Here is a 25,300-nt window from a genome sequence, read left to right as displayed (position 1 = left end):
CTCCCTCCGCTCCTCCGCTCCTCCACTCCCCCTCTCCGCCCGCTCCGTTCGCGACGGGAAACTCCCGATACCGGCTGCCTCCGCACGCGCGGAAGCTATGCGCAAATCCGCATCGAATGCGCGGCAAATTGCCAAGACCCACGCATATCGGCGACCTATATATCGAAACGATCGGGGCTCTTCGCCGAGCCTGACGGGAGATTCTTCCGAGGATCACGATGCCGACCTCCCCGCCCGATTCCGAGAAGCGGTCGAACCGCCCGCCCGTCGCACGCGTTCAGCCATCCCGACCGTGTGCGGTACTTACTCGCAGGTATCGAACAAGAGGAACAACATGAAATTCCGTCATTCCCTGCTGTCGGTGTCGATTGCATCCGCGCTTGCCCTCCTCTCGCAACAGGCCGCCCGGGCCGCCGACACGACCGACGTGAAGGTCGGTTTCGCCGCGCCGCTCACGGGCGTGAACGCCGGCTACGGCAAGGACCTGCAGAACGGCGTGCAGCTCGCGCTCGACGATGCCGCCGCGCAGAAGGTGCAGATCGCCGGCAAGCCCGCGCACTTCAACCTCGTCGTGCAGGACGACCAGGCCGACCCGCGCATCGGCGTGCAGGCCGCGCAGGCGCTCGTCGACCAGAACGTGTCGGTCGTGGTCGGCCATTTCAACTCGGGGACGACGATTCCGGCCTCGGTCGTCTACGACAAGGCCGGCATCCCGGTGATCGATCCGGCGGCGACCAACCCGACGCTCACCTCGCGCGGGCTGGCGAACATGTTCATGGTGATCGCGACCGACGGCCAGAACGCCGGCAACGCGGGCAAGTACGCGGTCGACGTGACGAAGGCGAAGCGCATCGCGATCATCGACGACCGCACCGCGTTCGGCCAGGGCGAGGCCGACGAGTTCGAGAAGGCCGTGAAGGCCGCCGGCGGGAACCTCATCGGCCGCGAATTCACCAGCAACCAGGCGGTCGATTTTCGCGCGCAGATCACGAGCCTGAAGGCCAAGAATCCCGACCTGATCTTCTTCGGCGGGCTCGATTCGCTCGCCGCGAACTTCATCAAGCAGATGCGCCAGCTCGGGCTGAACGCGCAGTTCGTCGGCGGCGGCGGCGTGAAGGACAACGAGTTCATCAAGATCGCGGGCCCGGCCGCCGAAGGCGCGATGGCATGGGAATACGGCCGGCCGCTCGACGATCTGCCGCAAGGGAAGGATTTCGAACAGCGCTTCAGGAAACGCTTCGGCGTCGACGTGCTGTCGTACGCGCAGTTCGGCTACGACGCCGCGTGGGCGGCGATCAAGGCGATGCAGGCGGCCAGCTCGACCGACCCGAAGGTCTATCGTCCGGCGCTGAAGAAGATCGACTTCGAAGGCGTCACCGGCCGCATCTCGTTCGCGAACGACGGCTCGCTGAAGAGCGGGATGTCGACGCTGTACCAGGTGAAGAGCGGCGCGTGGAAGACGATCACGACGAAGGGAGGCTGATCGGCGGTGCCGGCGGCCGGCGGCGGACACGCCGCCCGGCCGCGGAGATCGATGAACGGATATCGATCTCGTATGACGACTGATGTTGACGCGATTCGACCGGGCGGACGCACCGCCCGGCGCATCAGCCGGCCTGCGTGTCGCGCTCGGCCTCGGCCGCCTCGTGCGCGCGGCGCAACCGCTCGCGGCTGTTGGTGAGGTGCGTGCGCATCGCGGCGCGTGCGGCCTCCGGGTCGTGGCGCGCGATCGCCTCGTAGATGTCCTCGTGCTCGTGGTTCAGCCGGCCGACGTACCGCTCCAGATCGTCACCGGCAAAACGGGCCGAATTCACGCGCGTGCGCGGGATGATCGACGTGCCGAGCTGCGTCATGATGTCGACGAAATAGCGGTTGCCGGTGGATTGCGCGATCTGCAGGTGGAACTGGAAGTCGAGCTGCGCCGTGTCGCGGCCGCCGCCCGCCCCCGTTGCGATCGCGTCGAGCGCGCGCCGCAGCGCGACCAGGTCGGTATCGTTCGCGCGCTGCGCGGCGAGGCTCGCGCATTCGCTCTCGAGGCTGATGCGCAGTTCCAGCACCGCGAGCACGTCGCGCAGCGTCGTGATCGTCGCCGGGTCGATTCCGAGCGTCTGACGGCGCGACGGCTCCAGCACGAAGCTGCCGATGCCGTGGCGCGTCTCGATGAGGCCGCTTGCCTGCATCCGCGAGATGGCCTCGCGCACGACCGTACGGCTCACGCCCTGCGCCGCCATGACTTCGGTTTCGGTCGGCAGCTTGTCGCCGGGACGCAGCGTGCCGTTTTCGATCTGCGCGGTCAGCGCGTCGACGACATCTTGTGCGAGGCTGCGTGCGCGACGGCGCGGCGCTGCGGGAAGCGTAGGCACGGACATGAGGCCGGTTCCTTTTTGAATGATCGTAATGTGAGCCGAGGGTTTACGCGGGGTTTGAGCGAAAGCCGATGATTCATTATACTGCGTCACAAGTCATCCGACGACTGATGATCAAAACACGGATCTCCTGTCGACTCAAGCGCGCACGCCGGCACTGCCTGGTCCCATGCCTTACGATCAGCCAGCTTTCGCGTTCTGCGCTCCGCTGGTCAGGTTGTCGCTCCCACCCCGTTCCGGGTTGCGTCGACCTGCGGGGGGCTTGCGCGCCGCGCACGTCGGTTGTCGAATGATCGCACCTCCTGCCGCGCGCGGCAAAGCTTTTGCCGCACGGCATTGCCCACCCTTCTGCCATCGCCGCCCATGAACGCCGTCACTGCCTCGCCCTCCCACGACACGCCGCGCATCGTCGACCTGCAAGCGATTCCGGTCGCCGGCCACGACAGCATGCTGCTCAACCTGAGCGGCGCACACGGCCCGTTCTTCACCCGCAACCTCGTGATCCTGAAGGACAGCGCGGGCCGGACCGGCGTCGGCGAAGTGCCCGGCGGCGAAAGCATCCGCCGCACGCTCGACGATGCGCGTGCGCTCGTCGTCGGCCAGCCGGTCGGCAATTACCATGCGGTGCTCAACGACGTGCGGCGCACCTTCGCCGACCGCGACGCGAGCGGCCGCGGTCTGCAGACCTTCGACCTGCGCACGACGATCCACGCGGTCACCGCGCTCGAGGCTGCGCTGCTCGACCTGCTGGGCCAGCATCTCGGCGTGCCGGTCGCCGCGCTGCTCGGCGAGGGCCAGCAGCGCGAGCGCGTCGAAATGCTCGGCTACCTGTTCTACGTCGGCGATCGCACGAAGACCGCGCTGCCCTACCGCGACGGCAGCGGCGCGACCGACGACTGGACGCGTGTGCGCGACGCAGCCGCGCTGACGCCCGAGGCCGTCGTGCGGCTCGCCGAAGCCGCGCATGCGCGCTACGGCTTCAACGACTTCAAGCTGAAGGGCGGCGTATTCGAAGGTGCGAGCGAGATCGAGGCCGTGACGGCGCTCGCCGAGCGCTTCCCCGACGCGCGCGTGACGCTCGACCCGAACGGCGCATGGTCGCTCGACGAGGCCGTGCGGCTGTGTCGCGACCAGCATCACGTGCTCGCGTACGCGGAAGATCCGTGCGGCGCCGAGAACGGCTACTCGGGCCGCGAGGTGATGGCCGAATTCCGCCGCGCGACGGGGCTGCCGACGGCAACCAACATGATTGCGACCGACTGGCGGCAGATGGGCCACGCGGTGCAGTTGCAGGCCGTCGACATCCCGCTCGCCGATCCGCACTTCTGGACGATGCAGGGTTCGGTGCGCGTCGCGCAGATGTGTCGCGACTGGGGCCTCACGTGGGGCTCGCACTCGAACAACCACTTCGACGTGTCGCTCGCGATGTTCACGCACGTCGCGGCCGCCGCACCGGGCCAGGTTACCGCGATCGACACGCACTGGATCTGGCAGGACGGCGAGCGGCTGACGCGCGAGCCGCTGAAGATCGAGAACGGGCTGGTGGACGTGCCGAAGCGGCCGGGTCTCGGCATCGACATCGACATGGATGCCGTCGCGGTCGCGCACGAGCTGTACAAGCAGCACGGGCTCGGTGCCCGCGACGACGCGGCGGCGATGCAGTACCTGATTCCGGGGTGGACTTTCAACAACAAGCGCCCCTGCCTCGTGCGCTGAGCGCGGAACGGACCGGGCGGCTGAATCGCCCGGCCGGGCCGGGCTCAAGACGAGCGGCGAGGCGCGGCTGGCGGGTGTCTGGCGGAAAACGCTGCTCGAATCGAACAGGATCCGGATCGGGATGGCGATGGGAATCTGGCCGGCCCTATCGGGACTCGGCCGGGCCTGGCCGGATTTGGCCGGCCACACCTATCCGGCCATTCCTGGCCGTCCGCCCCCATCCCCCGCGCCCGCACGCCGTGCGCGGGACTTGTCAGACGATCTGTTTGAGCGCGGCGTCGAGCGCGAGCACCGCGACGCGGTCGCCTTCGGTCGCGAGCGGCGCGCGCATGACGATCTGCCGGTTATGGCCGACGGCCGCCGGCGAATCCCACAGCAGTTCGACCTTCGGTCGATTGAACAGGCCGCCGCGACGCGGCGGCACGACCGAGGGCTGCCCGCCCGTCGCCCCTTCGCCGGCGGCAGGCGCCGTACGGCCGGGCCAGCGCACCGACAGTTCGCGCGCGTCGTACTGGCCGACCTTGCGGCTTTCCATCCAGACGATCGCGGTGCGCGTCAGCACGTCGAGCGAAATCGCATAACGGCCGACCGCGAAGCGGCGGGCCGCCACGTTGGTCCGCCACAGCGGCCGCGGGCGGCAGATCCAGACGATCGCCGCATAAAGCGCCGGCGCGGCAACGAGCCAGCCGTTGGTCGCCGTCACGGCATGCAGCGCGAGACGCCAGCCATCCACCCAGACGAACATGCCGATCGACCAGACCGCGAACAGGAAACCGATCAGCGCGAAGACGCGCAGCGCCTGGCGCAGCCACTGCGGCAGCGGATGGAACGGCCGCTCGGCGCGCGCGACGGCACCCGGCAGCGCGAGCAGCAGGAAGATCAGCAGGAGGTAGACGAACGCCCAGGGCGACGACACCATCGCGGACAGCGACGAGCGATAGCCCATCTGGGACATCGAGAACAGCCAGCGCGCGAGCAGCACGAGACCGATCGCACGCAACGCGAAGATCACACCGGCGCCGGGGGCCGGCGCTGCGCGCGTGGATTTCGTTCTCGCCAAGACTGCTCTCCTCTGGATATTCGTGCGGGGCCGGATTTCACGGCACGGCCATTATAGGGACATTACCGTCTGGACAGACGGCTGGATGCCATGGCGGGACGCTTCGGGGGCCGTTCGCGGCGTCGGGCGCGGCGAGAATACAACAGATCCGCGCCGCGGATGTGACAACGCCCCGCCGGAAACCCGGACGGGGCGTCGTTGGCGAGCCGCGCGCCGCCAGGCGGCGGCCCGCAATCAGCCTGCGTTGACTTCGCGGAGCACCGTGCGACGCTTCTGGCGCAGCAGTTCCTCGTAGCCCTTCACGTAGTTCTGCGCCATCACCTTCGACGAGAAGCGTGCTTCGAACGCGGCGCGGACCTTCTCGCGCGGCAGCGTATCGAGGCGCTTGAGCGCCGCGACGGCCGACAGTTCGTCTTCGACGACGAAGCCCGACACGCCGTTGTCGATCACTTCCGGCACCGAGCCGCGCTTGAACGCGATCACCGGCGTGCCGCAGGCCATCGCCTCGATCATCACCAGGCCGAAGGGCTCCGGCCAGTCGATCGGGAACAGCAGCGCGTGCGCGTTGCCCAGGAATTCCGTCTTTTCGGCTTCGCTGATTTCGCCGATGTACTCGACGTGCGGCAGCGCGAACAGCGGCTTGATCTTCTCTTCGTAGTACGCGCGGTCAGCCTTGTCGAGCTTCGCGGCGATCTTGATCGGCAGGCCGGCCTGCTCGGCGATGCGGATCGCCGTGTCGACGCGCTTCTCCGGCGAGATGCGGCCGAGGAACGCGAGGTAGCTCGGCTTCACGTTCGGGATCGGCGTCAGCAGGTTTTCCGGCAGGCCGTGGTAAACGGTCGACAGCCAGTTCGCCTGCGGCAGCGGGATGCGCTGGTTGTCGGAGATCGACACGACCGGCACGTCGCTGAACGCGTTGAAGATCGGCTGCAGTTCCGGCAGGTCGAGACGGCCGTGCATCGTCGTCAGATGCGGGACCGGCTGGCGCGAGAACAGCGAGAACGGGTAGTAGTCGATGTGGCAGTGCAGGACGTCGAACTCTTCCGCGCGGCGGCGCACCTGCTCGAGGAGCAGCATGTGCGGGGCCATCACGTCGCGGATCGTCGGGTCGAGGCGCAGCGCCTGCGGCCAGCACGCTTCGAGCTTCGCGGAAGTTTGCGAATCGCCGCTCGCGAAGAGCGTAACGTCATGCCCCATCTCGACAAGTGCTTCGGTGAGGTAGGACACCACTCGCTCGGTACCACCGTACAGTTTCGGGGGCACCGCTTCGTGCAACGGAGCGATTTGGGCGATTCGCATGCGTAACTCCTAAAAAATCGGCTAAAAACCAGGTATGGGTCGGCAACCTGCCGGCGGTCCGGGCTGGATGCATTTCGTCCGAAAAGTCGGACGAATCAGCCTGCCGGGGGCGTCAAACCCGCGCTGCTCAAGGAGCGTCGGCGACGCGACAGGCATAGAACGTTTGAAACGAAGACCCGTTGACAGGGGTTCGTAAAAAACCTGGAATCGAACCCGGAGCCGATTATCTAGGGTTAATCCCGATACGGCGCACAACATTTCAAACACTTTACTTTGTTACAAAGGTGCAACACTTTGCAACCCGCGGACTTGGGTGTCCGTTCTAGAGTGGAAGGCCCTTTTGGCATTCCTTGCCCCCGTGACTGCCGGCAGCGTGATTCCGGCACATGAGACAGGACGGGATGCCGGATTTTATCTCAAAATCGATCGCGCACCCCGGGCCGAGGCAAGATTCGCGCAGCGCAGCGCACGGCCTTGTTTACAATGCCGGATTATTCAGTCCGGGCGAACGCCGGCAAGCGATCCCGCCGCCACGCTCAATCACCGAATCACCGCACGCATATTTTGGAATCTCTCACCCCTGCCCAGCGCAACGCCCACAACGCGAAGCTGTCGAGCTACGCGCACCGGCCGATCGCGTTCCTGTTCCGCTACATCCGCCTGCATCCCGTTGCCCACCTGATCGTGCTCTGCAGCGTGCTGGCCGCCGTCGGCTGCGCGCTCGGCTCGCAATACGCGATCAAGCACCTGATCGACGTGCTGGCGACCGGGCGTCATCACCCCGGTCCGCTGTGGAGCGCATTCGCGCTGCTCGTCGGGCTGATCGCGGCCGACAACCTGCTGTGGCGCGTCGGCGGCTGGGTCGCCGCGCATACGTTCGTCGCGGTCACCGGCGACCTGCGGCGCGACCTGTTCCAGTACCTGATCGGCCATTCGCCGACCTACTACTCCGAAAAGCAGCCGGGCACGCTCGCGAGCCGCATCACGGCCACGTCGAACGCCGTCTACACGTCGGAGAACACGATGGCGTGGAACGTGCTGCCGCCGTGCATCGCGGTGATGGGCGCGATCCTGATGATCATCGTCGTCAATCCGATGATGGCCGCCGGCCTGCTCGGCTGTTCGGCCGTGCTGTCCGTGATCCTGTTCAAGCTCGCCGGGCGCGGCTCGGCCCGCCACCATGCGTTTGCGGCGAAGGCCGCCGCGGTCGACGGCGAACTCGTCGACGTGATCGGCAACATGGGCCTCGTGCGTGCGTTCGGGATGACGCTGCGCGAACAGAAGCGCTTCGGCGCAACGGTCAAGGCCGAGATGGATGCGCGCCAGCAAAGCCTGCTCTATCTCGAAAAGCTGCGCCTGCTGCACGCGGTGATCACCGCGATGCTGTCCGCCGGCCTGCTCGGCTGGGCGCTGTGGCTGTGGGACCAGGGCCGCGCGACGTCCGGCGACATCGTCCTCGTCAGCTCGCTCGGCTTCACGATCCTGCACGGCACGCGCGACCTCGCGGTCGCGCTCGTCGACGTCACCCAGCACGTCGCGCGCCTGTCCGAAGCCGTCAAGACGTTGCTCGAGCCGCACGGGATGCCCGATCGCTCGGACGCCCAGCCGCTGTCGGCCAAGGGCGGCCGGGTCGACTTCGAGCGCGTGACGTTCGCGTATCCGCACCGCCGCGCGATCCTCGACCACTTCGATCTCCATATCGAGCCGGGCCAGCGCGTCGGCCTGATCGGCAAGTCGGGCGCCGGCAAGTCGACCGTGCTCGCGCTGCTGCAGCGCTTCTACGACACGCAGGACGGCGTCGTGCAGGTGGACGGCCAGGACGTGAAGACGATCACGCAGGACAGCCTGCGCCACGCGATCGCGCTCGTGCCGCAGGACATCTCGCTGCTGCACCGGACGATCTACGACAACATCGCGTACGGCCGCCCCGAAGCGACCCGCGACGAAGTGCTCGCGGCCGCGCGCGACGCGCGCTGCGCGGAGTTCATCGAAGCGATGCCGGAAGGCTATGACACGATCGTCGGCGACCGCGGCGTCAAGCTGTCGGGCGGCCAGCGCCAGCGCATCGCGATCGCGCGCGCAATCTTGAAGAACGCGCCGATCCTGCTGCTCGACGAAGCGACGTCCGCGCTCGACAGCGCATCCGAGGAAGCGATCCAGAGCGCGCTCGACCGCCTGATGGTCGGTCGCACGGTGATCGCGATCGCGCACCGCCTGTCGACGCTGCGCAACTTCGACCGGATCATCGTGATGAACAACGGCAAGGTCATCGACGACGGGCCGCCCGACGTGCTGCGCAATCGCCCCGGCCTGTACCGCGACCTGCTCGCGAAGCAGCACGGCCGCCATCACGCGGCGCCCGACGGCAGCACGCCGACCGGCGAACGCGTGGCCTGACGCACCGGCCCGCAGCCAGCAAAAAAGCCGCAGTGCTGCTCGCACTGCGGCTTTTTCATTTCCGGCGGGAGACGTCGGTTACACGTGCTGCAGATCGCGCAGGAAGTTGTCGCGCCACACCGACACGTTGTTCTCGCGAAGCTGCGCGATCATGTCCGTATAACGCGCGCGCCGCTCGGCGAGCGGCATCGTCAGCGCCTGCGACAACGCATCGGCCATCCCGTCGATATCGATCGGATTGACGATCAGCGCCCCCGTCAGCTCGCGCGCGGCGCCCGCGAAGCGCGACAGCACGAGCACGCCCGGATCGTCCGGATCCTGCGCGGATACGTACTCCTTCGCGACGAGGTTCATCCCGTCGCGCAACGGTGTCACGTAGCCGACCCGCGCGAGCCGGTACAGCGCCGCGAGCAGCTGGCGGTCGTACTGGCGATGGATATAGAGGATCGGTGCCCAGTCGAGCTCGGCGAAGCGTCCGTTGATGCGCCCCGACTCTCCTTCGAGCTGCAGGCGGATGTCCTGGTACGCGCGCAGCTCCGCACGGGTCGACGGCGCGATCTGCAGGAACGACACGCGATTGCGATGCGACGGCTCGTGCTCGAGCAGCTTCTCGAACGCGCGGAAGCGCTCGACGAGTCCCTTCGAGTAATCGAGCCGGTCGACGCTCATGATCAGCTTGCGGCCCCGCAGCGACGCCGCGAGCGTGCGCACCGCCTTGCCGTGCTCGCCGGCCTGCGCGAGCGCCGCGATCTCGTCCGGATGCACGCCGATCGGATACGCGGCCGCGCGCAGCGTCCGGCCGAATGCGCGCACCGTCACCAGGCGGCCGTCGCGCTCGATCACGCCGTCCGCTTCGGATTCGACGTAATCGCAAAATGCGCGCAGGTCGGGTTCGGTCTGAAAGCCGAGCAGGTCGAACGCGCACAGCGACTCGACCAGGTCGCGATGCGGCGGCACGTTGACGAGCACCTGCGCGGCGGGAAACGGGATGTGCAGGAAGAAGCCGATGCGGTTCTTCACGCCGGCCGCGCGCAGCGCGCGCGCGAACGGGATCAGGTGATAGTCGTGCACCCAGATCACGTCGTCGTCCTGCAGCAGCGGCACGAGCTGCTGCGCGAGCCACACGTTCACGCGGCTGTAGCCTTCGAACTCGTGACGGTCGTACTGGATCAGGTCGGTGCGGTAGTGAAACGCGGGCCACAGCGTCGCGTTCGAGAAGCCGCGGTAATACTGGTCGTAGTCGCGCCGCGACAGGCCGATGGTCGCGAACGTGACCGGCCCGTGCTCCTCGACGCGAATCTGCGGCGCACCGGACGCGACGACCTCGCCGCTCCAGCCGAACCACATGCCGCCCGTCTCCTTCAGCGCATCGTAGACACCGATCGCGAGGCCGCCTGCCGCCGGTTCGCCTTCCGAAATCGGTGCGACGCGGTTTGAAACGATGATGAGGCGACTCATGCGTGCGGCTGCCCCGCACCGAGCCAGTGCGCGATCTGCTCATGCAGCGCGTCGACCGAATCGAGCCGCATGCGGGCGGACGTCTCGCCCGCGCCGACCTTGATCGACAGGCCGCCGCGCGCGTTGACCACCGCGAAGCCCTTCTCGTCGGTCAGATCGTCGCCCGCGAACAGCGGCACGCGGCCCGCGAACGGCGGCTCGTCGAGGAACGCGGCCAGCGCGCGCCCCTTGTCGACCCCCTTCGGCTTGATCTCGAACACCATCTTGCCGGGCTGCAGCACATACGCATCGGCATAGTCGGCGACGAGGCGCTCGGCGGCCGCGCGCGCAGCCGCCTCGCGCTCGGGCGCGTTGCGGTAGTGCAGCGCAACGGCAGCGCCCTTGATTTCGAGCAGCATGCCCGGATGACGGTCGACGACGGCCGCCAGCTCGCGCTCGATGCGCAGCAGGCGTTCGTCGTTGAAGCCGATGCGCTGCGTGTCGCCGTTCGCATCGCGGCGCTCCGCGCCGTGCAGGCCGGCGATCGGCAGGCCGGGCATCTTGAGGAACGTGTCGAGGTTGTCGATACCGCGCCCGGACACGATCGCGACCGCACCGTGCGAGCGGCGCCGCAGCTCGTCGAGCAGCGTCAGCAGCGACGGCGGAACATGAATGCTGTCGGGCGTCGGCGCCAGTTCGACGAGCGTGCCGTCGAAGTCGAAGAAGAACGCGGTATCGGTCAGGGACAGGGAAGCCGGAACGGATTGCATCGATTCGATAGTCTGAGGGCCGGCCGGCAAACGCCGCACCGCCGCTGCGCGAATGGAATTGTGCGCATCTTACCGCGCCTGCGCACCGAGATGGGCGAAACCGGCGCATCGCCAGCCGCGCGCCGCCGATTGCGTCAACTGCGACATATTGCCCCGCTCGCCCGCCCCGTACGGGTTTCGAAAGGACGCAGGCGCGCGAATTGCGCTACAGTCGCAACCGCCTGCCGCGCGACGCATGGCATCGCGCCGGCCGGTCACCTTTCCGTCCGATCGAGCCCCAGGATGTCGTCTGCCCGCCCAGCGCCGCACCGGCGCTTCTCCCGCTTCATCCGCACGGCCGCGGCCTTCGCCGCCGCCGTGGCGCTCGCCGCGTGCACGCACGACGAGCCGCGCTGGAACCTGACCAACGTCACCGGCCACCTGCCCGACCTGTCGTTCACGCTGACGGGCGGCGACGGCCATCCCGTCGACGCCGATGCGTTCCACGGCCAGGTCGCGCTCGTCTACTTCGGCTACACGCACTGCCCCGATGTCTGCCCCGAAACGATGGCACGGCTGATGGAAGTACTGGCGAAGCTCGGCCCGCAGGCCAACGACGTGCGCATCCTGTTCGTCTCGGTCGATCCTGCACGCGACACGCCGCAGGCGATGCAATCGTATGTCGCCGCGTTCGACGCCGCGCATGCGCGCGGCCTGACCGGCACCGACCGCCAGATAGAATCGCTCGCGAAGCGCTATCGCGTCGCGTACCAGATGGAGCAGCGCGATCCGTCCGGCGGCTACGAAGTCACGCACAGCTCGGCCGTCTACATCTTCGACGCAACCGGCCGCGCCCGCCTCCTTGCAACCGACCGCGACTCGCCCGACGCCATCGCCGCCGATGTGCGCCGGATCATCGACACCGCCTCCACCACCTGAATTCCTCTCACGACATGAAGACGAAGACGACACTCAAGACGCTCGCCCTCCTCGCCGCGCTGTGCGCCGGCACCCACGCCTATGCCGCCGGTGCGATCACCGCGCAGAACGCATGGGTGCGCTGGCTGCCGAACAAGCTGCCGGCCGGCGGCTACGTGACGATCGTGAACACGGGCGACAAGCCGGTCGATCTCGTCGACGTCGACAGCCCCGACTACGGGATGGCGATGCTGCACCAGACCGTCTCGAACGGCTCGACGCAGAAGATGGAAATGGTCGACAAGCTGACGATCCCCGCGCGCGGCAAGGTCGACATCGCACCGGGCGGCTACCACTTCATGCTCGAGGAGCCGAAGCACGCGATCAAGCCGGGCGACACCGTGCACCTGCGCCTGAAATTCTCTGACGGCGAAACGGTCGATGCGCCGTTCGCCGTGAAATCGCCGGCCCAGGCGAAGTGATGCGCGCGCGATGAACCTCCTGTACTGGCTCGATCCGTGGGAACCGTCGCCGACCGTGGTGATCGCGGTGCTCACCGCTGCCGTGCTGTTCGCGCGCGGCGTGAAGAAGGCGAAGGTGTCGCCGCTGCGGCAGTTCTCGTTCTGGTTCGGGCTGACGGCGCTCTACATCGCGCTGCATACGCGGCTCGACTATTTCTTCGAGCACGAGTTCTTCCTGCACCGCGCGCAGCACCTCGTGCTGCACCACCTCGGGCCGTTCTTCATCGCGCTGTCCTATCCGGGCGCGGCGATTCGCGCGGGCATCCCGTTTCGCTGGCGGCAGCGCTTCGTGCGCCCCGCCCTCGCGTGGGCGCCCGTGCGCGCGACGCTCGACGTGGTGTTCCATCCCGTCGTCGCGGTCGTACTGTTCGTCGGGCTGATCTATTTCTGGCTGCTGTCGCCGATCCACTTCATCGCGATGCTCGACTGGCGTCTCTATCGCGTGATGAACTGGAGCATGGTGATCGACGGGCTGCTGTTCTGGTGGCTCGTCGTCGATCCGCGCCCCGCGCCGCCTGCCCGGCTGTCGCCGGGCCGCCGGATCCTGATCGTCGTCGCGGCGATCCCGCCGCAGATCGCACTCGGCGCACTGATCTTCTTCACGCCGCACGAGCTGTATCCGATCTATTCGATCTGCGGCCGCGCGTTCACGTGGCTGAGCCCGCTGCGCGACCAGCAGATCGGCGGCCTGCTGCTGTGGATTCCCGGCTCGATGATGAGCGTGATCGGCGCGCTGATCGCGCTGCGGCACTGGCTGCGGCTGTCCGCCCGCGGCCGCCTGATCGGCGAACGGGCCGCGCAACGCGCGGACGCGCCGTCGGTCGCACGCGCCGCGCACTGACTGCCGCGCGGTGCGGCGCGCATTACGCGCGCGCTCTGCTCATCCACACGTGCGGGATGCCGTCCTCGTCGTGCACGTCCGAACTCGGCGTGAAGCCGAATGCCCCGTAAAAACGCTGCAAGTGGGCCTGCGCATGCAGGCTCACCGGCGTATCCGGCCACTGCGCGCGAATATGCTCCAGCGCGCGCGACAGCAGCCCGTTGCCCAGGCCGGCGCCGCGAAACGCGGCGGTCGTCAGCACACGGCCGATGCGGACATCGGTGTTCTGCGCATCCGGCAACAGCACGCGCAGATAGCCGGCGAGGCGCCCGGCCGGATCGAATGCGGCCAGATGCCAGGCGGCCTGGTCCGCGTCGTCGATGTCGCGATACACGCAATTCTGCTCGACGACGAACACGGCGCTGCGGGCTTCGAGGATCGAATAGACTTCGCGCGCCGTCAGCGCGTCGAAGGATTTCCAGCGCCAGTCGAGATCGGCGGCGCTCGGGGATGCGGCGGATGCGTTCATGTGCGGTCCTGATTCGGGCGCGCCGGCCGGCGCGCGGCAATCGTCGATTATGCCCCGAAGCGCACGCCCCGCGCGACCGGCTGCCCGCGCCCGAAAAAAAGGCCCCGCATAACGCGGGGCCTGTCCGTCATGCCGGCATCTGGCCGAAGCGGCCGTTGTTGAAGTCCTCGATCGCGGTACGGATCTCCGCTTGCGAGTTCATCACGAACGGCCCATACCCGACGACCGGCTCGTCGATCGGTTCGCCGCTCAGGATCAGCAGCTTCGCGTCGCCGTTCGCTTCGATCTCGACGTCGCTGCCGTCGCGGCCGAGCTGCACGAACTGCGCTTCGCGGGCGACCGTCTCGCCGTTCACCTGCACGGTACCGCTCAGCACGACCACCGCGAGCGTGCGCCCTTCGGCGACCGGGAACCGCGCATGGCCGCCGGCCACGAGCCGCACGTCCCATACATCGATCGGCGTATGCGTGCGGGCCGGGCCGCGCCGCCCGTCGAGCTCGCCCGCGATGATCCGCGCACGCCCCGCGCCGTCCGGCAGCTCGACCACGGGGATGTCGGCATCCAGCAGCGTCTGGTAGCCGGGCGCCCCCATCTTGTCCCTGGCGGGCAGGTTCACCCACAGCTGGACCATCTCGAGCGGGCCGCCACGCTTCGTGAACCCTTCCGAGTGGAATTCCTCGTGCAGGATCCCGCTCGCGGCCGTCATCCACTGCACGTCACCCGGGCCGATCACGCCGCCCGCGCCGGTCGAGTCGCGGTGCGCGACCTCACCGTCATAGACGATCGTCACCGTCTCGAACCCGCGGTGCGGATGCTGGCCAACACCGCGCGGCGCCGAGGCCGAGCCCGGCTCGAACGTGGCCGGGCCGGCGTAGTCGAGCAGCAGGAACGGGCTCAGATGCGCGCCGTGAGACTGGTAGCTGAACATCGAACGCACCGGGAAACCGTCGCCGACCCAATGGCCCCGCGGCGCACTGTACACACCCTGGATCTTCTTCATTGCCTTCTCCGAATTGCGGCGAAACACGTGTTTCGCATCCTGGGCAGGAATATAGAGGTGGAACGATCGATCCGGTAGACTGCCAAAATCGCACTCAGCGTTCCATTTCATGAACGATAAAGCGCGGGATCTGAACGATCTCTATTATTTCGTGCAGGTCGTCGAACACGGCGGCTTCGCACCGGCCGGGCGTGCGCTGGACATGCCGAAATCGAAGCTGAGCCGCCGCATCGCGCTGCTCGAGGCGCGGCTCGGGATGCGGCTGATCCAGCGCTCGACGCGCCGCTTCACCGTTACCGACGTCGGCCAGACCTACTACGCGCATTGCCGCGCGATGCTCGTCGAGGCCGATGCCGCCGACGAGGCGATCGCGCTGCTGCACGAGGAGCCGCGTGGCATCGTGCGCGTCAGTTGCCCGATCGTGCTGCTCGATTCGCTCGTCGGCGAGATGATCGCCGCGTTCATGGTCGCGTGCCCGCGCGTCGAGATTCATCTCGAAGCGACCAACCGGCGCGTCGACGTGGTCGGCGAAGGGATCGACGTCGCGATCCGCGTACGCCCGCCGCCGCTCGAGGACAGCGATCTCGCGCTGCGCGTGCTGGCCGAGCGCGGCCAGTGCCTCGTCGCGAGCCCCGCGCTGCTGCGCGAGCATGGCGCACCGGCCGTTCCCGCCGATCTCGCGCGCCTGCCGAGCCTCGATCACGGCGTCCCGCAGTCCACGCACGTGTGGCGGCTGCGCGGGCCCGACGGCGCGCATGCGGAAATCCACCACCTGCCGCGCTTTGTGACCGGCGGCATGCTCGCGTTGCGCGCGGCGGCCGTCGCGGGTGTCGGCATCGTACAGCTGCCGACGATGATGGTGCGCGACGAGGTCGCGCGCGGCGCGCTGGTAACCGTGCTGCCCGACTGGGCACCGCGCCGCGAGATCGTGCATGCGGTGTTCGCGTCGCGCCGGGGGTTGCTGCCTGCGGTGCGCGCGCTGCTCGATTTTCTGGCCGCGCGGTTTGCCGAACTCGAACCCGACTGAGCTTGCCGCGTCACGCGCAACCGCGCGCTGCAAACCGTGCGCGCGTGCCGTAGACTGCGGTACGCGCATCGCGCATTCCACAACCCTGATCGCTTTCCCGCCATGTTCACGCTGTCCAACGACCCCAACGCCTCCAAGGCCGATCAATACGCGACGCTCGTCGAGCAAGCACGCGCGCTCGTCGAATCCGAACGCGACCTGACCGCGAACGCGGCCAACTTCGCCGCGCTGGTCTACCACTCGCTCGACCGTCTCAACTGGGCCGGCTTCTACTTCTACGACGGGACGGAGCTCGTGGTCGGGCCGTTCCAGGGCAAGCCCGCCTGCGTGCGGATCGCGCTCGGCAAGGGCGTGTGCGGCACGGCTGCGCAGACGCGCGAGACGCAGGTCGTGCGCGACGTGCATGACTTCCCCGGCCATATCGCGTGCGACGCCGCGTCGGAATCGGAAATCGTCGTGCCGCTGGTGGCCGGCGACGGCACGCTGATCGGCGTGTGGGACGTCGACAGCCCGGTAGCCGCGCGCTTCGACGAAGAAGACCGCCAGGGGATGGAGGCGCTCTGCCGCGTATTCGTCGAATCCGCCTGGCAGAAGGCGCGCGGTTGAGCGGCGGCTGAGCCGCGTTCATCCACCGCGCGGCGCGCAGCACGTCGCCGCGTTCGCGCATGAATCGCGCCGCATGACCTCGAACGAAACGGGCTCCGCAAAGGAGCCCGTTTCACTGTGCCGCCGCACCGCCCTTCGCGGCGCACTTTACGCGTCAGGCAGCGTGCGTGCCGGACAGCGCCTGGAACGCTTGCGGCTTCACATCCTCGGTCAGCACCTCGAAGCCCGTTTCCGTCACCACGACCATGTGCTCCCATTGGGCCGACAGCGAATGGTCCTTCGTGACGACCGTCCAACCGTCCGCCAGCATGCGCGTGTCGCGCTTGCCCGCGTTGAGCATCGGCTCGATCGTGAAGATCATCCCCGGCCGCAGCGGTACGCCCGTGCCCGGGCGGCCGTAGTGAAGCACCTGCGGCTCGTCGTGATAGACGTCGCCGATGCCGTGCCCGCAGTACTCGCGAACCACGCTGAATCCTTCGCGATGCGCGACCTGCTGGATCGCGTAGCCGACGTCGCCGAGCGTGGCACCCGGGCGTACCGCGCGGATGCCCGCATGCATCGCCTCATAGGTCGTCGCGACGAGGCGCCGCGCGAGTTCGTTCGGTTCGCCGACGAAATACATGCGGCTCGTATCGCCAAACCAGCCGTCCTTGATCACCGCGATGTCGAGGTTCACGATGTCGCCGTCGCGCAACGGCCGCGACGTCGGGATACCGTGACACACAACGTGGTTGACCGACGTGCACAGCGTCTTCGGATAACCGTGGTAGCCGATGTTCGCCGGGATCGCGCCGAGCACGTCGACGATGTATTCGCGGCAGCGTGCGTCCAGTTCGTCGGTGGTGACGCCCGGCTTCACGTGCTCGGTGATCATCGTCAGTACCTGCGACGCCAGCTTCGCGGCTTCGCGCGACTTGGCGATTTCCGCCATGCCGCGGATCGGGATTTCTCGCTTCGCCATTACGCCACCTGCTCGATGCCGTGTTCGACCGGTTCCGCCGGCCCCGCGTCGCCGCCCCGTGCTTCGGCCTCGATCAGCATCCGGCAGATGTCGCCGTAGGACAGCGCCGGATTGAGTTCCGCCAGCATCCCGACGCGCAGCCAGTGCTCGGCCTGTGCGTTGATCGAGCGGCTCAGCGCCGTGCTGGTCGAGCGCAGCCGCTCGTGCATGTGCTCGGAAATCTTGATGATGCCCATATATCCCCAATTAAACGAAACGTAGTCGGTTCGTATATTACGCTGCGGTCGGCTGGCGGGCAAGCCATGCGGATTCCGTCGAGCCGTCGGCCGGCGGTCATCCCGTCGCCAGCGTTGACATCGAATTCCAGTTTGCTGGAAAATAAATCCACCATGAAAGAATCCGTCACCGCCGCTGCCGACGACACCGGCATCAACGAACGCATCGCCCGGCGCGTGCGCGACCTGCGCACCGTGCGAGGCTACACGCTCGATGCGCTGGCTGCGCGCTCCGGCGTCAGCCGTTCGATGATCTCGCTCATCGAACGTGCATCGGCCAGCCCGACGGCCGTCGTGCTCGACAAGCTAGCAGCCGGTCTCGGCGTGTCGCTGGCCGGGCTGTTCGGCGGCGACCAGGACGACGCGCCCGCGCAGCCGCTGGCACGCCGCGCGCAGCAGGCCGAATGGCGGGATCCGGCGTCCGGTTATGTGCGCCGCAACCTCTCCCCGGCCGGCTGGCCGTCGCCGATCCAGCTCGTCGAGGTCGATTTCCCGCCCGGTGCGCGCGTCGCGTACGACAGTGGCGGACGCGAAAGCGCGTTGCATCAGCAGGTGTGGATCATCAGCGGCCGCGTCGACGTCACGCTCGGCGAAACGCTTCACGAACTTCACGAAGGCGACTGCCTGGCCATGCGGCTCGACCAGCCGCTGATTTTCAGCAATCCGTCGCCGCACGCCGCGCGTTATGTCGTCGTGATCTGCGATGCGTCCGCCGCCGGCGTGCGCAATCCCTGATGAACGCATCGTCGCAGCAGCCGTGCGCGCGCCCCCTTACTGCCCACAGGAGTCCGTATGAATTCCCCGAAACAGCGCGACGACGTGCGCCTGATCGATTGCAGCGAGGCCGAGCATGCGCCGGCCATCCTCGAGATCCTGAACGACGCGATCGCGAACTCGACCGCGCTGTACGACTACAAGCCGCGCCCGCCGGAAGCGATGGTCGCGTGGTTCGCGGCGAAACGCGCAGGCGGCTTCCCGGTCATCGGCGCGGTCGACGCATCGGGCACGCTGCTCGGCTTCGCGAGCTGGGGCACGTTCCGCGCGTTTCCCGCCTACAAGTACACGGTCGAACACAGCGTGTACGTGCATCGCGACCAGCGCGGCCGCGGGCTTGGCGAAGTGCTGCTGCGCGAAGTCGTCCGGCGCGCGCGGGAAGCGGAAGCACACGTGCTGGTGGGCTGCATCGATGCGGCCAATGCGGGGAGCATCGCACTGCATGCGAAGCTGGGATTCGTGCACTCGGGCACGATCAGGGAAGCGGGCTTCAAGTTCGGCCGCTGGCTCGATGCGGCGTTCTATCAGTTGACGCTCGACACGCCTGCGCAACCGGTGGACGGTTGAGCGGATGTCGCGACGGACAAGCGGCATCGCATGGTCGAAGCCCGTTCGAGAATCCCGCTGCATCTGCCGAAATCAAAAAGCCCGCTCGCAGCGGGCTTTTGTTTTCAAACACGCGCTACGTGCGCATTTTCCTGGAAAGACGCTGCCCGTCGCGCGCGAAACCGTGATGCACATAAAAACGGTGGGCGTCCGGACGTTGGTCACCACTCGTCACCTCCAGCTTCACACATCGGCCGCGCTCGAACCAACGTTGCGCGTCCGCCATCAGCGCACCGCCGATTCCGCATCCCCGGTGACGCTCGTCGACGACCATGCTCGTGATGCGCCCGAGATTCCCGGCCGCGTGAAAGAGCGGAAGGATGTGCAGGCTGATACTGCCGACAATCTCGCCATTCAGAATCGCCACGCAGACCCGGTCACTCGGCTTGTCGGCCAGCGACAGCAATTTTTCATGGATCAGCGCGGGCGTGACGTCATATCCGAGCTGGCGCAACAGCCTCGCGATTGCGGCGCAATCGGAAAGCCGCGCGTCCCTCGTTTCGGGCTCCGAGGTGTTCAATCCGCCTCACCAGGTTTCTGCATCGACAGCCTCGACGTTTCGCTCGGGGCCCAAACGCCCGCGGGTCGCGTCATGCTACCGCATCCATCCCGCCCGTCTCACGAGCCACCTCCGCAACGGGCGCGGAAAAAAGAAAAGCCCCGCCGAAGCGGGGCTTTTTCTCTTCCAACCTGGAGGCGCGAGCCGGAGTCGAACCGGCCTAAACGGCTTTGCAGGCCGCTGCATAACCGCTTTGCTATCGCGCCAAAAGCGGACTGTCCGGATGCCGTGAGGCAAGCGACAGATTTTTTATTCGAGGACCGGAGGTCCATCAAATAAAAAGGGAAGCGTGGCTTCCCCATTACTTGGAGCGGGAGACGAGTCTCGAACTCGCGACCTCAACCTTGGCAAGGTTGCGCTCTACCAACTGAGCTACTCCCGCATTGTCCTGCACCTGCAGCGCTTTGCCGTACCACACGCTGCCAGAAAAATCTGGAGCGGGAGACGAGTCTCGAACTCGCGACCTCAACCTTGGCAAGGTTGCGCTCTACCAACTGAGCTACTCCCGCATGTGTCCTGCATCTGCAGCGCTTTGCCGTACTACACGCTGCCAGAAAAAATCTGGAGCGGGAGACGAGTCTCGAACTCGCGACCTCAACCTTGGCAAGGTTGCGCTCTACCAACTGAGCTACTCCCGCATGCTGCTGCGCTACTGCTTCCCCGTCACACACTTACTTCGTCGTGCAGCGGAGAAGCGAGATTATGTCGAAGGCACATTCGTGTGTCAAGGGCTTTTCCAGCCCTTTTTCCAAAAAACCTGCTCGTCCGAACGCGTGACACGCATCACGCGCCGCCGCGCTCGCGAATTTGCGGCCACGCGAGCTTCATGTAGTACAGCATCGACCAGATCGTCAGCACCGCCGCGAGATACATCAGCCACTCGCCCCACACGCGCGTATCGATCGTGGCGATACCGAGCGGCAGCGGCCCGTAGAACAGCAGCATCGGAATCGCGACCATCTGGCATGCGGTCTTGAACTTGCCGAGCTGGTTCACCGCCACGCTCTTCGACGCGCCGATCTGTGCCATCCATTCGCGCAGCGCCGAAATCGCGATCTCGCGGCCGACGATCACGAGCGCAATCGCCGCGTCGACGCGCGAAATCTGCACGAGGATCAGCAGCGCCGCCGTCACCATCAGCTTGTCCGCCACCGGATCGAGAAAGGCGCCGAACGACGACGTCTGGTTCCACTTGCGGGCTAGAAACCCGTCGAACCAGTCGGTCAGCGCCGCGAGAATGAAGATCGCCGCCGCCGCGAGGTTGCGGTGCGCGCCGCCCATCACCGTGTCCGGCAGATAGAACACGCCGACGACGAGCGGAATCAGCACGATCCGTACCCACGTCAGGAAAATCGGGAAATTGAACGGCATGGCATGCGGGACAGTAAAGGATTCGCAATTGTGCCGTGTCGACCGGCCTGCCACAAGAACGCTGGCGAGGCAGCCGGCCGCACGGCCGCGTCAGTGAAGCTGCTTGTAGATCTGCTCGGCGAGCGCATGCGAGATGCCCTCGACGCTCGCGAGTTCCTCGACACTCGCGGCCACCACGCCGCGCAACCCGCCGAACCGCGCGAGCAGCCGCTGCCGGCGCTTCGCGCCCACGCCCTCGAGCTCCTCGAGCCGCGACGTCTGGCGCGCCTTCGCCCGCTTCGCGCGCATGCCGGTGATCGCGAAGCGGTGCGCCTCGTCGCGAATCTGTGCGACGAGCATCAGCGCGGCACTCTCCTTGCCGAGCTCGAGCGGCGTGCGGCCGTCCGCGAACACGAGCGTCTCGAGGCCGACCTTGCGCCCCTCGCCCTTCGCGACGCCGACCAGCATCGACGTATCGAGGCCGAGCTCGGTGAACACCTGGCGCGCGATTTCGACCTGACCCTTGCCGCCGTCGATCAGCACGATGTTCGGCAGCAGGCTCGACGCCTCGGCCTGGCGCGTCGACTCGCCGTCGATGCCGGCCGCTTCGTCGACAGCCGCCGCCTGGGCCGCCTGCTCGACCATCTTCTCGTAGCGGCGCGTGAGCACCTGCCGCATCGCCGCGTAGTCGTCGCCCGGCGTGATCCCGGTGATGTTGTAGCGACGGTACTCGCCCGACTGCATCTTGTGATGGTGGTAGACGACGCACGACGCCTGCGTCGCCTCGCCCATCGTATGACTGATGTCGAAGCACTCGATCCGCAGCGTCGCGAGATCGTCGCATTCGTAGCTGAGCGTCTCCGCGAGCGCACGCGTGCGCGCCTGCTGCGAGCCCTGCTCGGACAGCAGCCGCATGAGCGCGATCTGCGCATTCTGCTCGGCCATCGACAGCCACGCGCGCCGCTGCCCCTGCGGCTGCCGCACCAGCGACACCTTGTGGCCGGCCTGCTCGGACAGCAATTCGAGCAGGTCGCGACTCGCGGGCGCATGGCTCACGACCAGCACGGGCGGCACGCGATTGCCGAGATAGTGCTGAGCGATGAACGCGTCGAGCACCTCGGCCTCGACCGACGCCGTCGCTTCGCCGCGCGCGCGGCCGGATTCTTCGGCGGGCAGGTCGGGTAATGCGTCGGCCGGTGCGTCGGCAGGCGCGGCGGCCGCCTCCGCCAGTTCGGACTCGTCGCCGAGACCGCCTTCGGCGAGCGTCAGCGCGCTTTCGACGTGCGTCGGGAAATACGCCTTGTCGCCGAGATGCCGGCCGCCGCGCACCATCGCAAGGTTCACGCACACGCGCCCGCCCTGCGCGACCACCGCCAGGATGTCGACGTCGCTGTCGCTGCCGACCTCGATCGCCTGCTGGTGCAGCACCGTCGCGAGCGAGCTCATCTGGTTGCGCACGGCCGCCGCCTGCTCGAATTTCAGCTCGGACGCGAACGCGTGCATCTTCTGCTCGAGCTCCTTCATCACTTCGGACTGCCGGCCGAGCAGGAAACGCGCGGCGTTCGACACGTCGATCGCGTAATCCTCGTCGGAGATCGCGCCGACGCACGGCGCCGTGCAGCGCCCGATCTGATGCAGCAGGCACGGCCGCGTGCGGTTGTTGAAGACCGAATCCTCGCAGGTGCGCAACTGGAACACGCGCTGCAGGATCTGGATGCTCTCGCGCACGGCCCAGGCGCTCGGGAACGGCCCGAAATACTGGTTCTGCTTGTCGACCGAGCCGCGGTAATAGGCCATGCGCGGAAAGCGGTGTGCGGTGAGCTTCAGGTACGGATACGACTTGTCGTCGCGAAACAGGATGTTGTAGCGCGGCGCGAGCGCCTTGATCAGGTTGTTCTCGAGCAGCAGCGCTTCGGCCTCCGAACGCGTGACGGTCGTCTCGATGCGCGCGATGCGCGTGACCATCATCGCGATGCGCGGCGACAGCTGCGTCTTCGTGAAATAGCTCGATACGCGCTTCTTCAGGTCGCGTGCCTTGCCGACATAGAGCACGGCGCCCGTCGTGTCGTAATAGCGATAGACGCCCGGCATGTGCGGCAACTGCGCAAGGATCTTCTTCGGTTCGAACGGGGTATCGGAAGCTTCAGGGGATGTCATGCGTGATCCGGGCGCCTTGTAACGCGGAACGGGTCTATTAGAATCGCCAGTTTAGAGCATTCACCGGCCCGCTTCGATGCTACGCACCACCGCTGCCCCCCTGCCCGCCGCGCCGGGCGAACCGATCGCCTGCGACCTCTTCTGCACCGTGATCGACAATTTCGGCGACATCGGCGTCTGCTGGCGCCTCGCGCGCCAGCTCGCGCACGAGCACGGCTGGCAGGTTCGCCTGTTCATCGACGACTTGCGCACGTTCTCGCGCCTGCTGCCCGGGGTCGATCCCGACGCGGGTCGGCAGACGGTCGACACGATCGTGGTCGAGCACTGGCATGCGGAAGTCGGCGACGCGCTGGAGATCGCCGATGTCGTGATCGAAGCGTTCGCGTGCGAGTTGCCCGGCGCGTATCTCGCGGCGATGGCGCGCCGCGCGCGCCGCCCCGTGTGGATCAACCTCGAATACCTGAGCGCCGAGGACTGGGTCGCCGACTTCCATCTGCGCCCGTCGCCGCATCCTCGCTACCCGCTGCTGAAGACGTTTTTCTTCCCCGGCCTGTCGGCCGGCACCGGCGGCGTCCTGAAGGAGCACGACCTCGATTCGCGCCGCACGGCCTTCGAAGCCGACGCGGCGGCGCGCGACGCATGGTGGCGGCGCGCGACCGGCGGCGCGCCGCCGGCCGCCGGCACGACGGTCGTCAGCCTGTTCGCGTACGAGAATCCGGCCGTCGACGCGCTGCTCGCGCAGTGGCGCGACGGCCCGTCGCCGGTCGTCGCGCTCGTGCCGGCCGGCCGCGTGTCGCCTGCCGTCGCGCGTTTTTTCGGGGTCGAGTCGTTCGACGCGGGCACGCATGCGCACAGCGGCAACCTGACGGCTCACGGGCTCGCGTTCGTCCCCCAGGCTGACTACGATCCATTGCTGTGGGCGGCCGACATCAATTTCGTGCGCGGCGAGGATTCGTTCGTCCGCGCGCAGTGGGCACGCAAGCCGTTCGTGTGGCACATCTATCCGCAGGCCGACGACGTGCATCTGCCGAAGCTCGACGCCGCGCTCGCGCACCTGTCGGCCGGCCTCGCCGACGCGCCGCGCGCGGCGCTCGAGCGGTTCTGGCATGCCTGGAACGGCGCCGGCACGCCAGACTGGGCGGATTTCTGGCAGCACCGCGCCGCACTGGACGCCAACGCGGCCCGCTGGGCCGATGCGCTCGCGGCCGTCGGCGATCTCACGGGAAAGCTGGCGGAATACGCAAAATCTCAGTTAAAATAAGCGGTTATCCGACGGCCGACCGCGCAAGCGCTTGCTTTTGGCGCCCACCGGAACGCGTCTGCTTGGCGCCTCACCCGTTGTGCAACGCTCAGGCACCTATTTATTTGATTTGATCAGGACAGTTTTTTATGAAAACCGCACAGGAACTCCGCGTAGGCAACGTCGTGCAGATCGGCAGCGACGCATGGGTCATCGCCAAGGCTGAATACAACAAGTCGGGCCGCAACTCCGCCGTCGTCAAGATGAAGATGAAGAACCTGCTGACCAATGCAGGCCAGGAAGCGGTCTACAAGGCTGACGACAAGTTCGACGTCGTCGTGCTCGACCGCAAGGAAGTGACGTATTCGTACTTCGCCGACCCGATGTACGTGTTCATGGACGCCGACTACAACCAGTTCGAAGTCGAAGCCGAAATGATGGGCGAAGCGCTGAACTACCTCGAAGACGGCATGGCTTGCGAAGTCGTGTTCTACAACGAGAAGGCGATCTCGGTCGAACTGCCGACGGTTCTCGTTCGCGAGATCACCTACACGGAACCGGCAGTCAAGGGCGACACGTCGTCGGGCAAGGTGCTGAAGAACGCGAAGCTCGCAACGGGCTTCGAACTGCAAGTGCCGCTGTTCTGCAACACCGGCGACAAGATCGAAATCGATACGCGCACGAACGAATACCGCAGCCGCGCGTAATCGCCAGCGATGCCCGCATCGAACAAAGCGCCCTTCGGGGCGCTTTTTGTTTGTCCGGCGCCAACAAGCGAGCGCAGGCGAGGCTCATGTAAAGCACAAAATCCACCGGTAAAGATATTCAATTTGTATCATCGGTAACTGTTTTATAGCGCCGGAGAAATAATGCTCGTTACGCGTTCAGCGGGGCATAAAATCAGTTTTTAATCTGACATGCGGCTGCGGCCCC

The 25,300-nt window shown here is 66.9% G+C and carries 24 protein-coding genes and 4 tRNA genes; 12 read left to right on the top strand and 16 right to left on the bottom strand.

Features of this window, described 5'->3' with window-relative positions:
- The first annotated feature begins 334 nt into the window (after positions 1-334).
- Positions 335-1,483, top strand: a complete 1,149-nt coding sequence (locus tag PQB87_RS06180; RefSeq protein WP_059681854.1) for a branched-chain amino acid ABC transporter substrate-binding protein — start codon at positions 335-337, stop codon at positions 1,481-1,483.
- Positions 1,484-1,607: 124 nt separating this feature from the next.
- Here PQB87_RS06180 and PQB87_RS06175 read toward each other — a convergent pair whose 3' ends face one another.
- Positions 1,608-2,369, bottom strand: coding sequence for a FadR/GntR family transcriptional regulator (locus tag PQB87_RS06175; RefSeq protein ID WP_021163105.1), 762 nt, complete (start codon positions 2,367-2,369; stop codon positions 1,608-1,610).
- Between the two features lie 360 nt (positions 2,370-2,729).
- Between PQB87_RS06175 and gudD the strand changes: the two genes are divergently transcribed.
- Positions 2,730-4,082, top strand: a complete 1,353-nt coding sequence (gene gudD / locus PQB87_RS06170; RefSeq protein ID WP_048022991.1) for a glucarate dehydratase — start codon at positions 2,730-2,732, stop codon at positions 4,080-4,082.
- 253 nt (positions 4,083-4,335) lie between these two features.
- Here the strand turns inward: gudD and PQB87_RS06165 are convergent, their stop codons facing one another.
- A complete protein-coding gene (locus PQB87_RS06165; protein WP_021163102.1) occupies positions 4,336-5,142 on the bottom strand; it encodes a hypothetical protein in 807 nt (268 codons plus the stop codon).
- 234 nt (positions 5,143-5,376) lie between these two features.
- Positions 5,377-6,441, bottom strand: coding sequence for a glycosyltransferase family 4 protein (locus PQB87_RS06160; RefSeq protein WP_027787985.1), 1,065 nt, complete (start codon positions 6,439-6,441; stop codon positions 5,377-5,379).
- Between the two features lie 564 nt (positions 6,442-7,005).
- On the opposite strand from PQB87_RS06160, the gene PQB87_RS06155 reads away from it, so the two are divergent.
- Positions 7,006-8,838: an ABC transporter ATP-binding protein gene (locus tag PQB87_RS06155; protein ID WP_059681851.1), complete on the top strand. Its 1,833-nt coding sequence runs from the start codon at positions 7,006-7,008 to the stop codon at positions 8,836-8,838.
- Between the two features lie 78 nt (positions 8,839-8,916).
- Here the strand turns inward: PQB87_RS06155 and otsA are convergent, their stop codons facing one another.
- Both otsA and otsB read right to left on the bottom strand, forming a co-directional pair.
- Positions 8,917-10,296 carry an alpha,alpha-trehalose-phosphate synthase (UDP-forming) gene (otsA, locus tag PQB87_RS06150; protein ID WP_059681850.1) on the bottom strand — a complete coding sequence of 460 codons (1,380 nt, stop codon included), beginning with the start codon at positions 10,294-10,296 and terminating at the stop codon, positions 8,917-8,919.
- Positions 10,293-11,045, bottom strand: a complete 753-nt coding sequence (gene otsB / locus PQB87_RS06145) for a trehalose-phosphatase (RefSeq protein WP_111939660.1) — start codon at positions 11,043-11,045, stop codon at positions 10,293-10,295. Before otsB ends, otsA begins: the two co-directional genes overlap by 4 nt.
- Positions 11,046-11,327: 282 nt before the next feature.
- Here otsB and PQB87_RS06140 point away from each other — a divergent pair, with 282 nt between their 5' ends.
- The 3 genes from PQB87_RS06140 to PQB87_RS06130 are packed head-to-tail and all read left to right on the top strand — an operon-like array spanning position 11,328 to position 13,304.
- Positions 11,328-11,963 (top strand): SCO family protein, encoded by a 636-nt coding sequence (locus tag PQB87_RS06140; RefSeq protein ID WP_021163097.1) that lies wholly within the window; start codon positions 11,328-11,330, stop codon positions 11,961-11,963.
- A gap of 14 nt (positions 11,964-11,977) precedes the next feature.
- Positions 11,978-12,424, top strand: a complete 447-nt coding sequence (locus PQB87_RS06135) for a copper chaperone PCu(A)C (RefSeq protein WP_021163096.1) — start codon at positions 11,978-11,980, stop codon at positions 12,422-12,424.
- Between the two features lie 10 nt (positions 12,425-12,434).
- A complete protein-coding gene (locus PQB87_RS06130; RefSeq protein ID WP_021163095.1) occupies positions 12,435-13,304 on the top strand; it encodes a cytochrome c oxidase assembly protein in 870 nt (289 codons plus the stop codon).
- 22 nt (positions 13,305-13,326) lie between these two features.
- Here the strand turns inward: PQB87_RS06130 and PQB87_RS06125 are convergent, their stop codons facing one another.
- Together PQB87_RS06125 and PQB87_RS06120 are read right to left on the bottom strand one after the other, a co-directional pair.
- Positions 13,327-13,812, bottom strand: a complete 486-nt coding sequence (locus PQB87_RS06125; protein ID WP_489242687.1) for a GNAT family N-acetyltransferase — start codon at positions 13,810-13,812, stop codon at positions 13,327-13,329.
- 127 nt (positions 13,813-13,939) lie between these two features.
- On the bottom strand, positions 13,940-14,812 hold the full coding sequence (locus PQB87_RS06120; protein ID WP_027787992.1) for a pirin family protein: 873 nt from the start codon (positions 14,810-14,812) through the stop codon (positions 13,940-13,942).
- Positions 14,813-14,921: 109 nt separating this feature from the next.
- Here PQB87_RS06120 and PQB87_RS06115 point away from each other — a divergent pair, with 109 nt between their 5' ends.
- Together PQB87_RS06115 and msrC are read left to right on the top strand one after the other, a co-directional pair.
- Positions 14,922-15,839 (top strand): LysR family transcriptional regulator, encoded by a 918-nt coding sequence (locus tag PQB87_RS06115; protein ID WP_021163092.1) that lies wholly within the window; start codon positions 14,922-14,924, stop codon positions 15,837-15,839.
- Positions 15,840-15,941: 102 nt separating this feature from the next.
- Entirely contained in the window at positions 15,942-16,445 is a 504-nt protein-coding gene (msrC, locus tag PQB87_RS06110; RefSeq protein WP_301764756.1) for a free L-methionine (R)-S-oxide reductase MsrC, read from the top strand.
- A 154-nt stretch (positions 16,446-16,599) separates the two neighbouring features.
- Here the strand turns inward: msrC and map are convergent, their stop codons facing one another.
- Both map and PQB87_RS06100 read right to left on the bottom strand, forming a co-directional pair.
- Positions 16,600-17,406, bottom strand: coding sequence for a type I methionyl aminopeptidase (map, locus tag PQB87_RS06105; RefSeq protein WP_059681847.1), 807 nt, complete (start codon positions 17,404-17,406; stop codon positions 16,600-16,602).
- Entirely contained in the window at positions 17,406-17,642 is a 237-nt protein-coding gene (locus tag PQB87_RS06100) for a ParD-like family protein (RefSeq protein WP_021163089.1), read from the bottom strand. Before PQB87_RS06100 ends, map begins: the two co-directional genes overlap by 1 nt.
- A gap of 153 nt (positions 17,643-17,795) precedes the next feature.
- Between PQB87_RS06100 and PQB87_RS06095 the strand changes: the two genes are divergently transcribed.
- Together PQB87_RS06095 and PQB87_RS06090 are read left to right on the top strand one after the other, a co-directional pair.
- Positions 17,796-18,416, top strand: a complete 621-nt coding sequence (locus PQB87_RS06095; RefSeq protein WP_059681845.1) for a helix-turn-helix domain-containing protein — start codon at positions 17,796-17,798, stop codon at positions 18,414-18,416.
- A 57-nt stretch (positions 18,417-18,473) separates the two neighbouring features.
- On the top strand, positions 18,474-19,022 hold the full coding sequence (locus PQB87_RS06090; RefSeq protein ID WP_489242686.1) for a GNAT family N-acetyltransferase: 549 nt from the start codon (positions 18,474-18,476) through the stop codon (positions 19,020-19,022).
- A 115-nt stretch (positions 19,023-19,137) separates the two neighbouring features.
- Here the strand turns inward: PQB87_RS06090 and PQB87_RS06085 are convergent, their stop codons facing one another.
- From PQB87_RS06085 to uvrC, 7 genes are all read right to left on the bottom strand, one after another.
- Positions 19,138-19,581 carry a GNAT family N-acetyltransferase gene (locus PQB87_RS06085; RefSeq protein WP_489242685.1) on the bottom strand — a complete coding sequence of 148 codons (444 nt, stop codon included), beginning with the start codon at positions 19,579-19,581 and terminating at the stop codon, positions 19,138-19,140.
- A 171-nt stretch (positions 19,582-19,752) separates the two neighbouring features.
- Positions 19,753-19,826: transfer RNA gene (locus PQB87_RS06080), tRNA-Cys, on the bottom strand.
- Between the two features lie 100 nt (positions 19,827-19,926).
- Positions 19,927-20,002: transfer RNA gene (locus tag PQB87_RS06075), tRNA-Gly, on the bottom strand.
- A gap of 51 nt (positions 20,003-20,053) precedes the next feature.
- Positions 20,054-20,129: transfer RNA gene (locus PQB87_RS06070), tRNA-Gly, on the bottom strand.
- Positions 20,130-20,182: 53 nt separating this feature from the next.
- A tRNA-Gly gene (locus tag PQB87_RS06065) sits at positions 20,183-20,258 on the bottom strand.
- A gap of 145 nt (positions 20,259-20,403) precedes the next feature.
- A complete protein-coding gene (gene pgsA, locus PQB87_RS06060; RefSeq protein WP_021163085.1) occupies positions 20,404-20,991 on the bottom strand; it encodes a CDP-diacylglycerol--glycerol-3-phosphate 3-phosphatidyltransferase in 588 nt (195 codons plus the stop codon).
- 90 nt (positions 20,992-21,081) lie between these two features.
- Positions 21,082-23,127 (bottom strand): excinuclease ABC subunit UvrC, encoded by a 2,046-nt coding sequence (uvrC, locus tag PQB87_RS06055; RefSeq protein ID WP_222153963.1) that lies wholly within the window; start codon positions 23,125-23,127, stop codon positions 21,082-21,084.
- A 76-nt stretch (positions 23,128-23,203) separates the two neighbouring features.
- Here uvrC and earP point away from each other — a divergent pair, with 76 nt between their 5' ends.
- Positions 23,204-24,388, top strand: coding sequence for an elongation factor P maturation arginine rhamnosyltransferase EarP (gene earP, locus PQB87_RS06050; RefSeq protein ID WP_489242684.1), 1,185 nt, complete (start codon positions 23,204-23,206; stop codon positions 24,386-24,388).
- A 128-nt stretch (positions 24,389-24,516) separates the two neighbouring features.
- Positions 24,517-25,074 carry an elongation factor P gene (gene efp, locus PQB87_RS06045; RefSeq protein WP_011351421.1) on the top strand — a complete coding sequence of 186 codons (558 nt, stop codon included), beginning with the start codon at positions 24,517-24,519 and terminating at the stop codon, positions 25,072-25,074.
- The last annotated feature ends 226 nt before the right edge of the window (positions 25,075-25,300 follow it).

The sequence above is a fragment of the Burkholderia sp. KL41 genome (assembly GCF_057005415.2).
The sequence above is the reverse complement of the archived record's forward strand: the minus strand, read 5'-3'. Positions and strand labels throughout refer to the sequence as shown.

Coding starts and splice junctions, on each gene's coding strand:
- map (WP_059681847.1), bottom strand. CDS start 17,406: ATGGCGAAGCGAGAAATCCCGATCCGCGGCATGGCGGAAATCGCCAAG.
- PQB87_RS06090 (WP_489242686.1), top strand. CDS start 18,474: ATGAATTCCCCGAAACAGCGCGACGACGTGCGCCTGATCGATTGCAGC.
- earP (WP_489242684.1), top strand. CDS start 23,204: ATGCTACGCACCACCGCTGCCCCCCTGCCCGCCGCGCCGGGCGAACCG.
- PQB87_RS06160 (WP_027787985.1), bottom strand. CDS start 6,441: ATGCGAATCGCCCAAATCGCTCCGTTGCACGAAGCGGTGCCCCCGAAA.
- efp (WP_011351421.1), top strand. CDS start 24,517: ATGAAAACCGCACAGGAACTCCGCGTAGGCAACGTCGTGCAGATCGGC.
- gudD (WP_048022991.1), top strand. CDS start 2,730: ATGAACGCCGTCACTGCCTCGCCCTCCCACGACACGCCGCGCATCGTC.
- PQB87_RS06115 (WP_021163092.1), top strand. CDS start 14,922: ATGAACGATAAAGCGCGGGATCTGAACGATCTCTATTATTTCGTGCAG.
- PQB87_RS06120 (WP_027787992.1), bottom strand. CDS start 14,812: ATGAAGAAGATCCAGGGTGTGTACAGTGCGCCGCGGGGCCATTGGGTC.
- otsB (WP_111939660.1), bottom strand. CDS start 11,045: ATGCAATCCGTTCCGGCTTCCCTGTCCCTGACCGATACCGCGTTCTTC.
- otsA (WP_059681850.1), bottom strand. CDS start 10,296: ATGAGTCGCCTCATCATCGTTTCAAACCGCGTCGCACCGATTTCGGAA.
- PQB87_RS06125 (WP_489242687.1), bottom strand. CDS start 13,812: ATGAACGCATCCGCCGCATCCCCGAGCGCCGCCGATCTCGACTGGCGC.
- msrC (WP_301764756.1), top strand. CDS start 15,942: ATGTTCACGCTGTCCAACGACCCCAACGCCTCCAAGGCCGATCAATAC.
- PQB87_RS06180 (WP_059681854.1), top strand. CDS start 335: ATGAAATTCCGTCATTCCCTGCTGTCGGTGTCGATTGCATCCGCGCTT.
- PQB87_RS06100 (WP_021163089.1), bottom strand. CDS start 17,642: ATGGGCATCATCAAGATTTCCGAGCACATGCACGAGCGGCTGCGCTCG.
- PQB87_RS06130 (WP_021163095.1), top strand. CDS start 12,435: ATGAACCTCCTGTACTGGCTCGATCCGTGGGAACCGTCGCCGACCGTG.
- PQB87_RS06095 (WP_059681845.1), top strand. CDS start 17,796: ATGAAAGAATCCGTCACCGCCGCTGCCGACGACACCGGCATCAACGAA.
- PQB87_RS06175 (WP_021163105.1), bottom strand. CDS start 2,369: ATGTCCGTGCCTACGCTTCCCGCAGCGCCGCGCCGTCGCGCACGCAGC.
- pgsA (WP_021163085.1), bottom strand. CDS start 20,991: ATGCCGTTCAATTTCCCGATTTTCCTGACGTGGGTACGGATCGTGCTG.
- uvrC (WP_222153963.1), bottom strand. CDS start 23,127: ATGACATCCCCTGAAGCTTCCGATACCCCGTTCGAACCGAAGAAGATC.
- PQB87_RS06140 (WP_021163097.1), top strand. CDS start 11,328: ATGTCGTCTGCCCGCCCAGCGCCGCACCGGCGCTTCTCCCGCTTCATC.
- PQB87_RS06135 (WP_021163096.1), top strand. CDS start 11,978: ATGAAGACGAAGACGACACTCAAGACGCTCGCCCTCCTCGCCGCGCTG.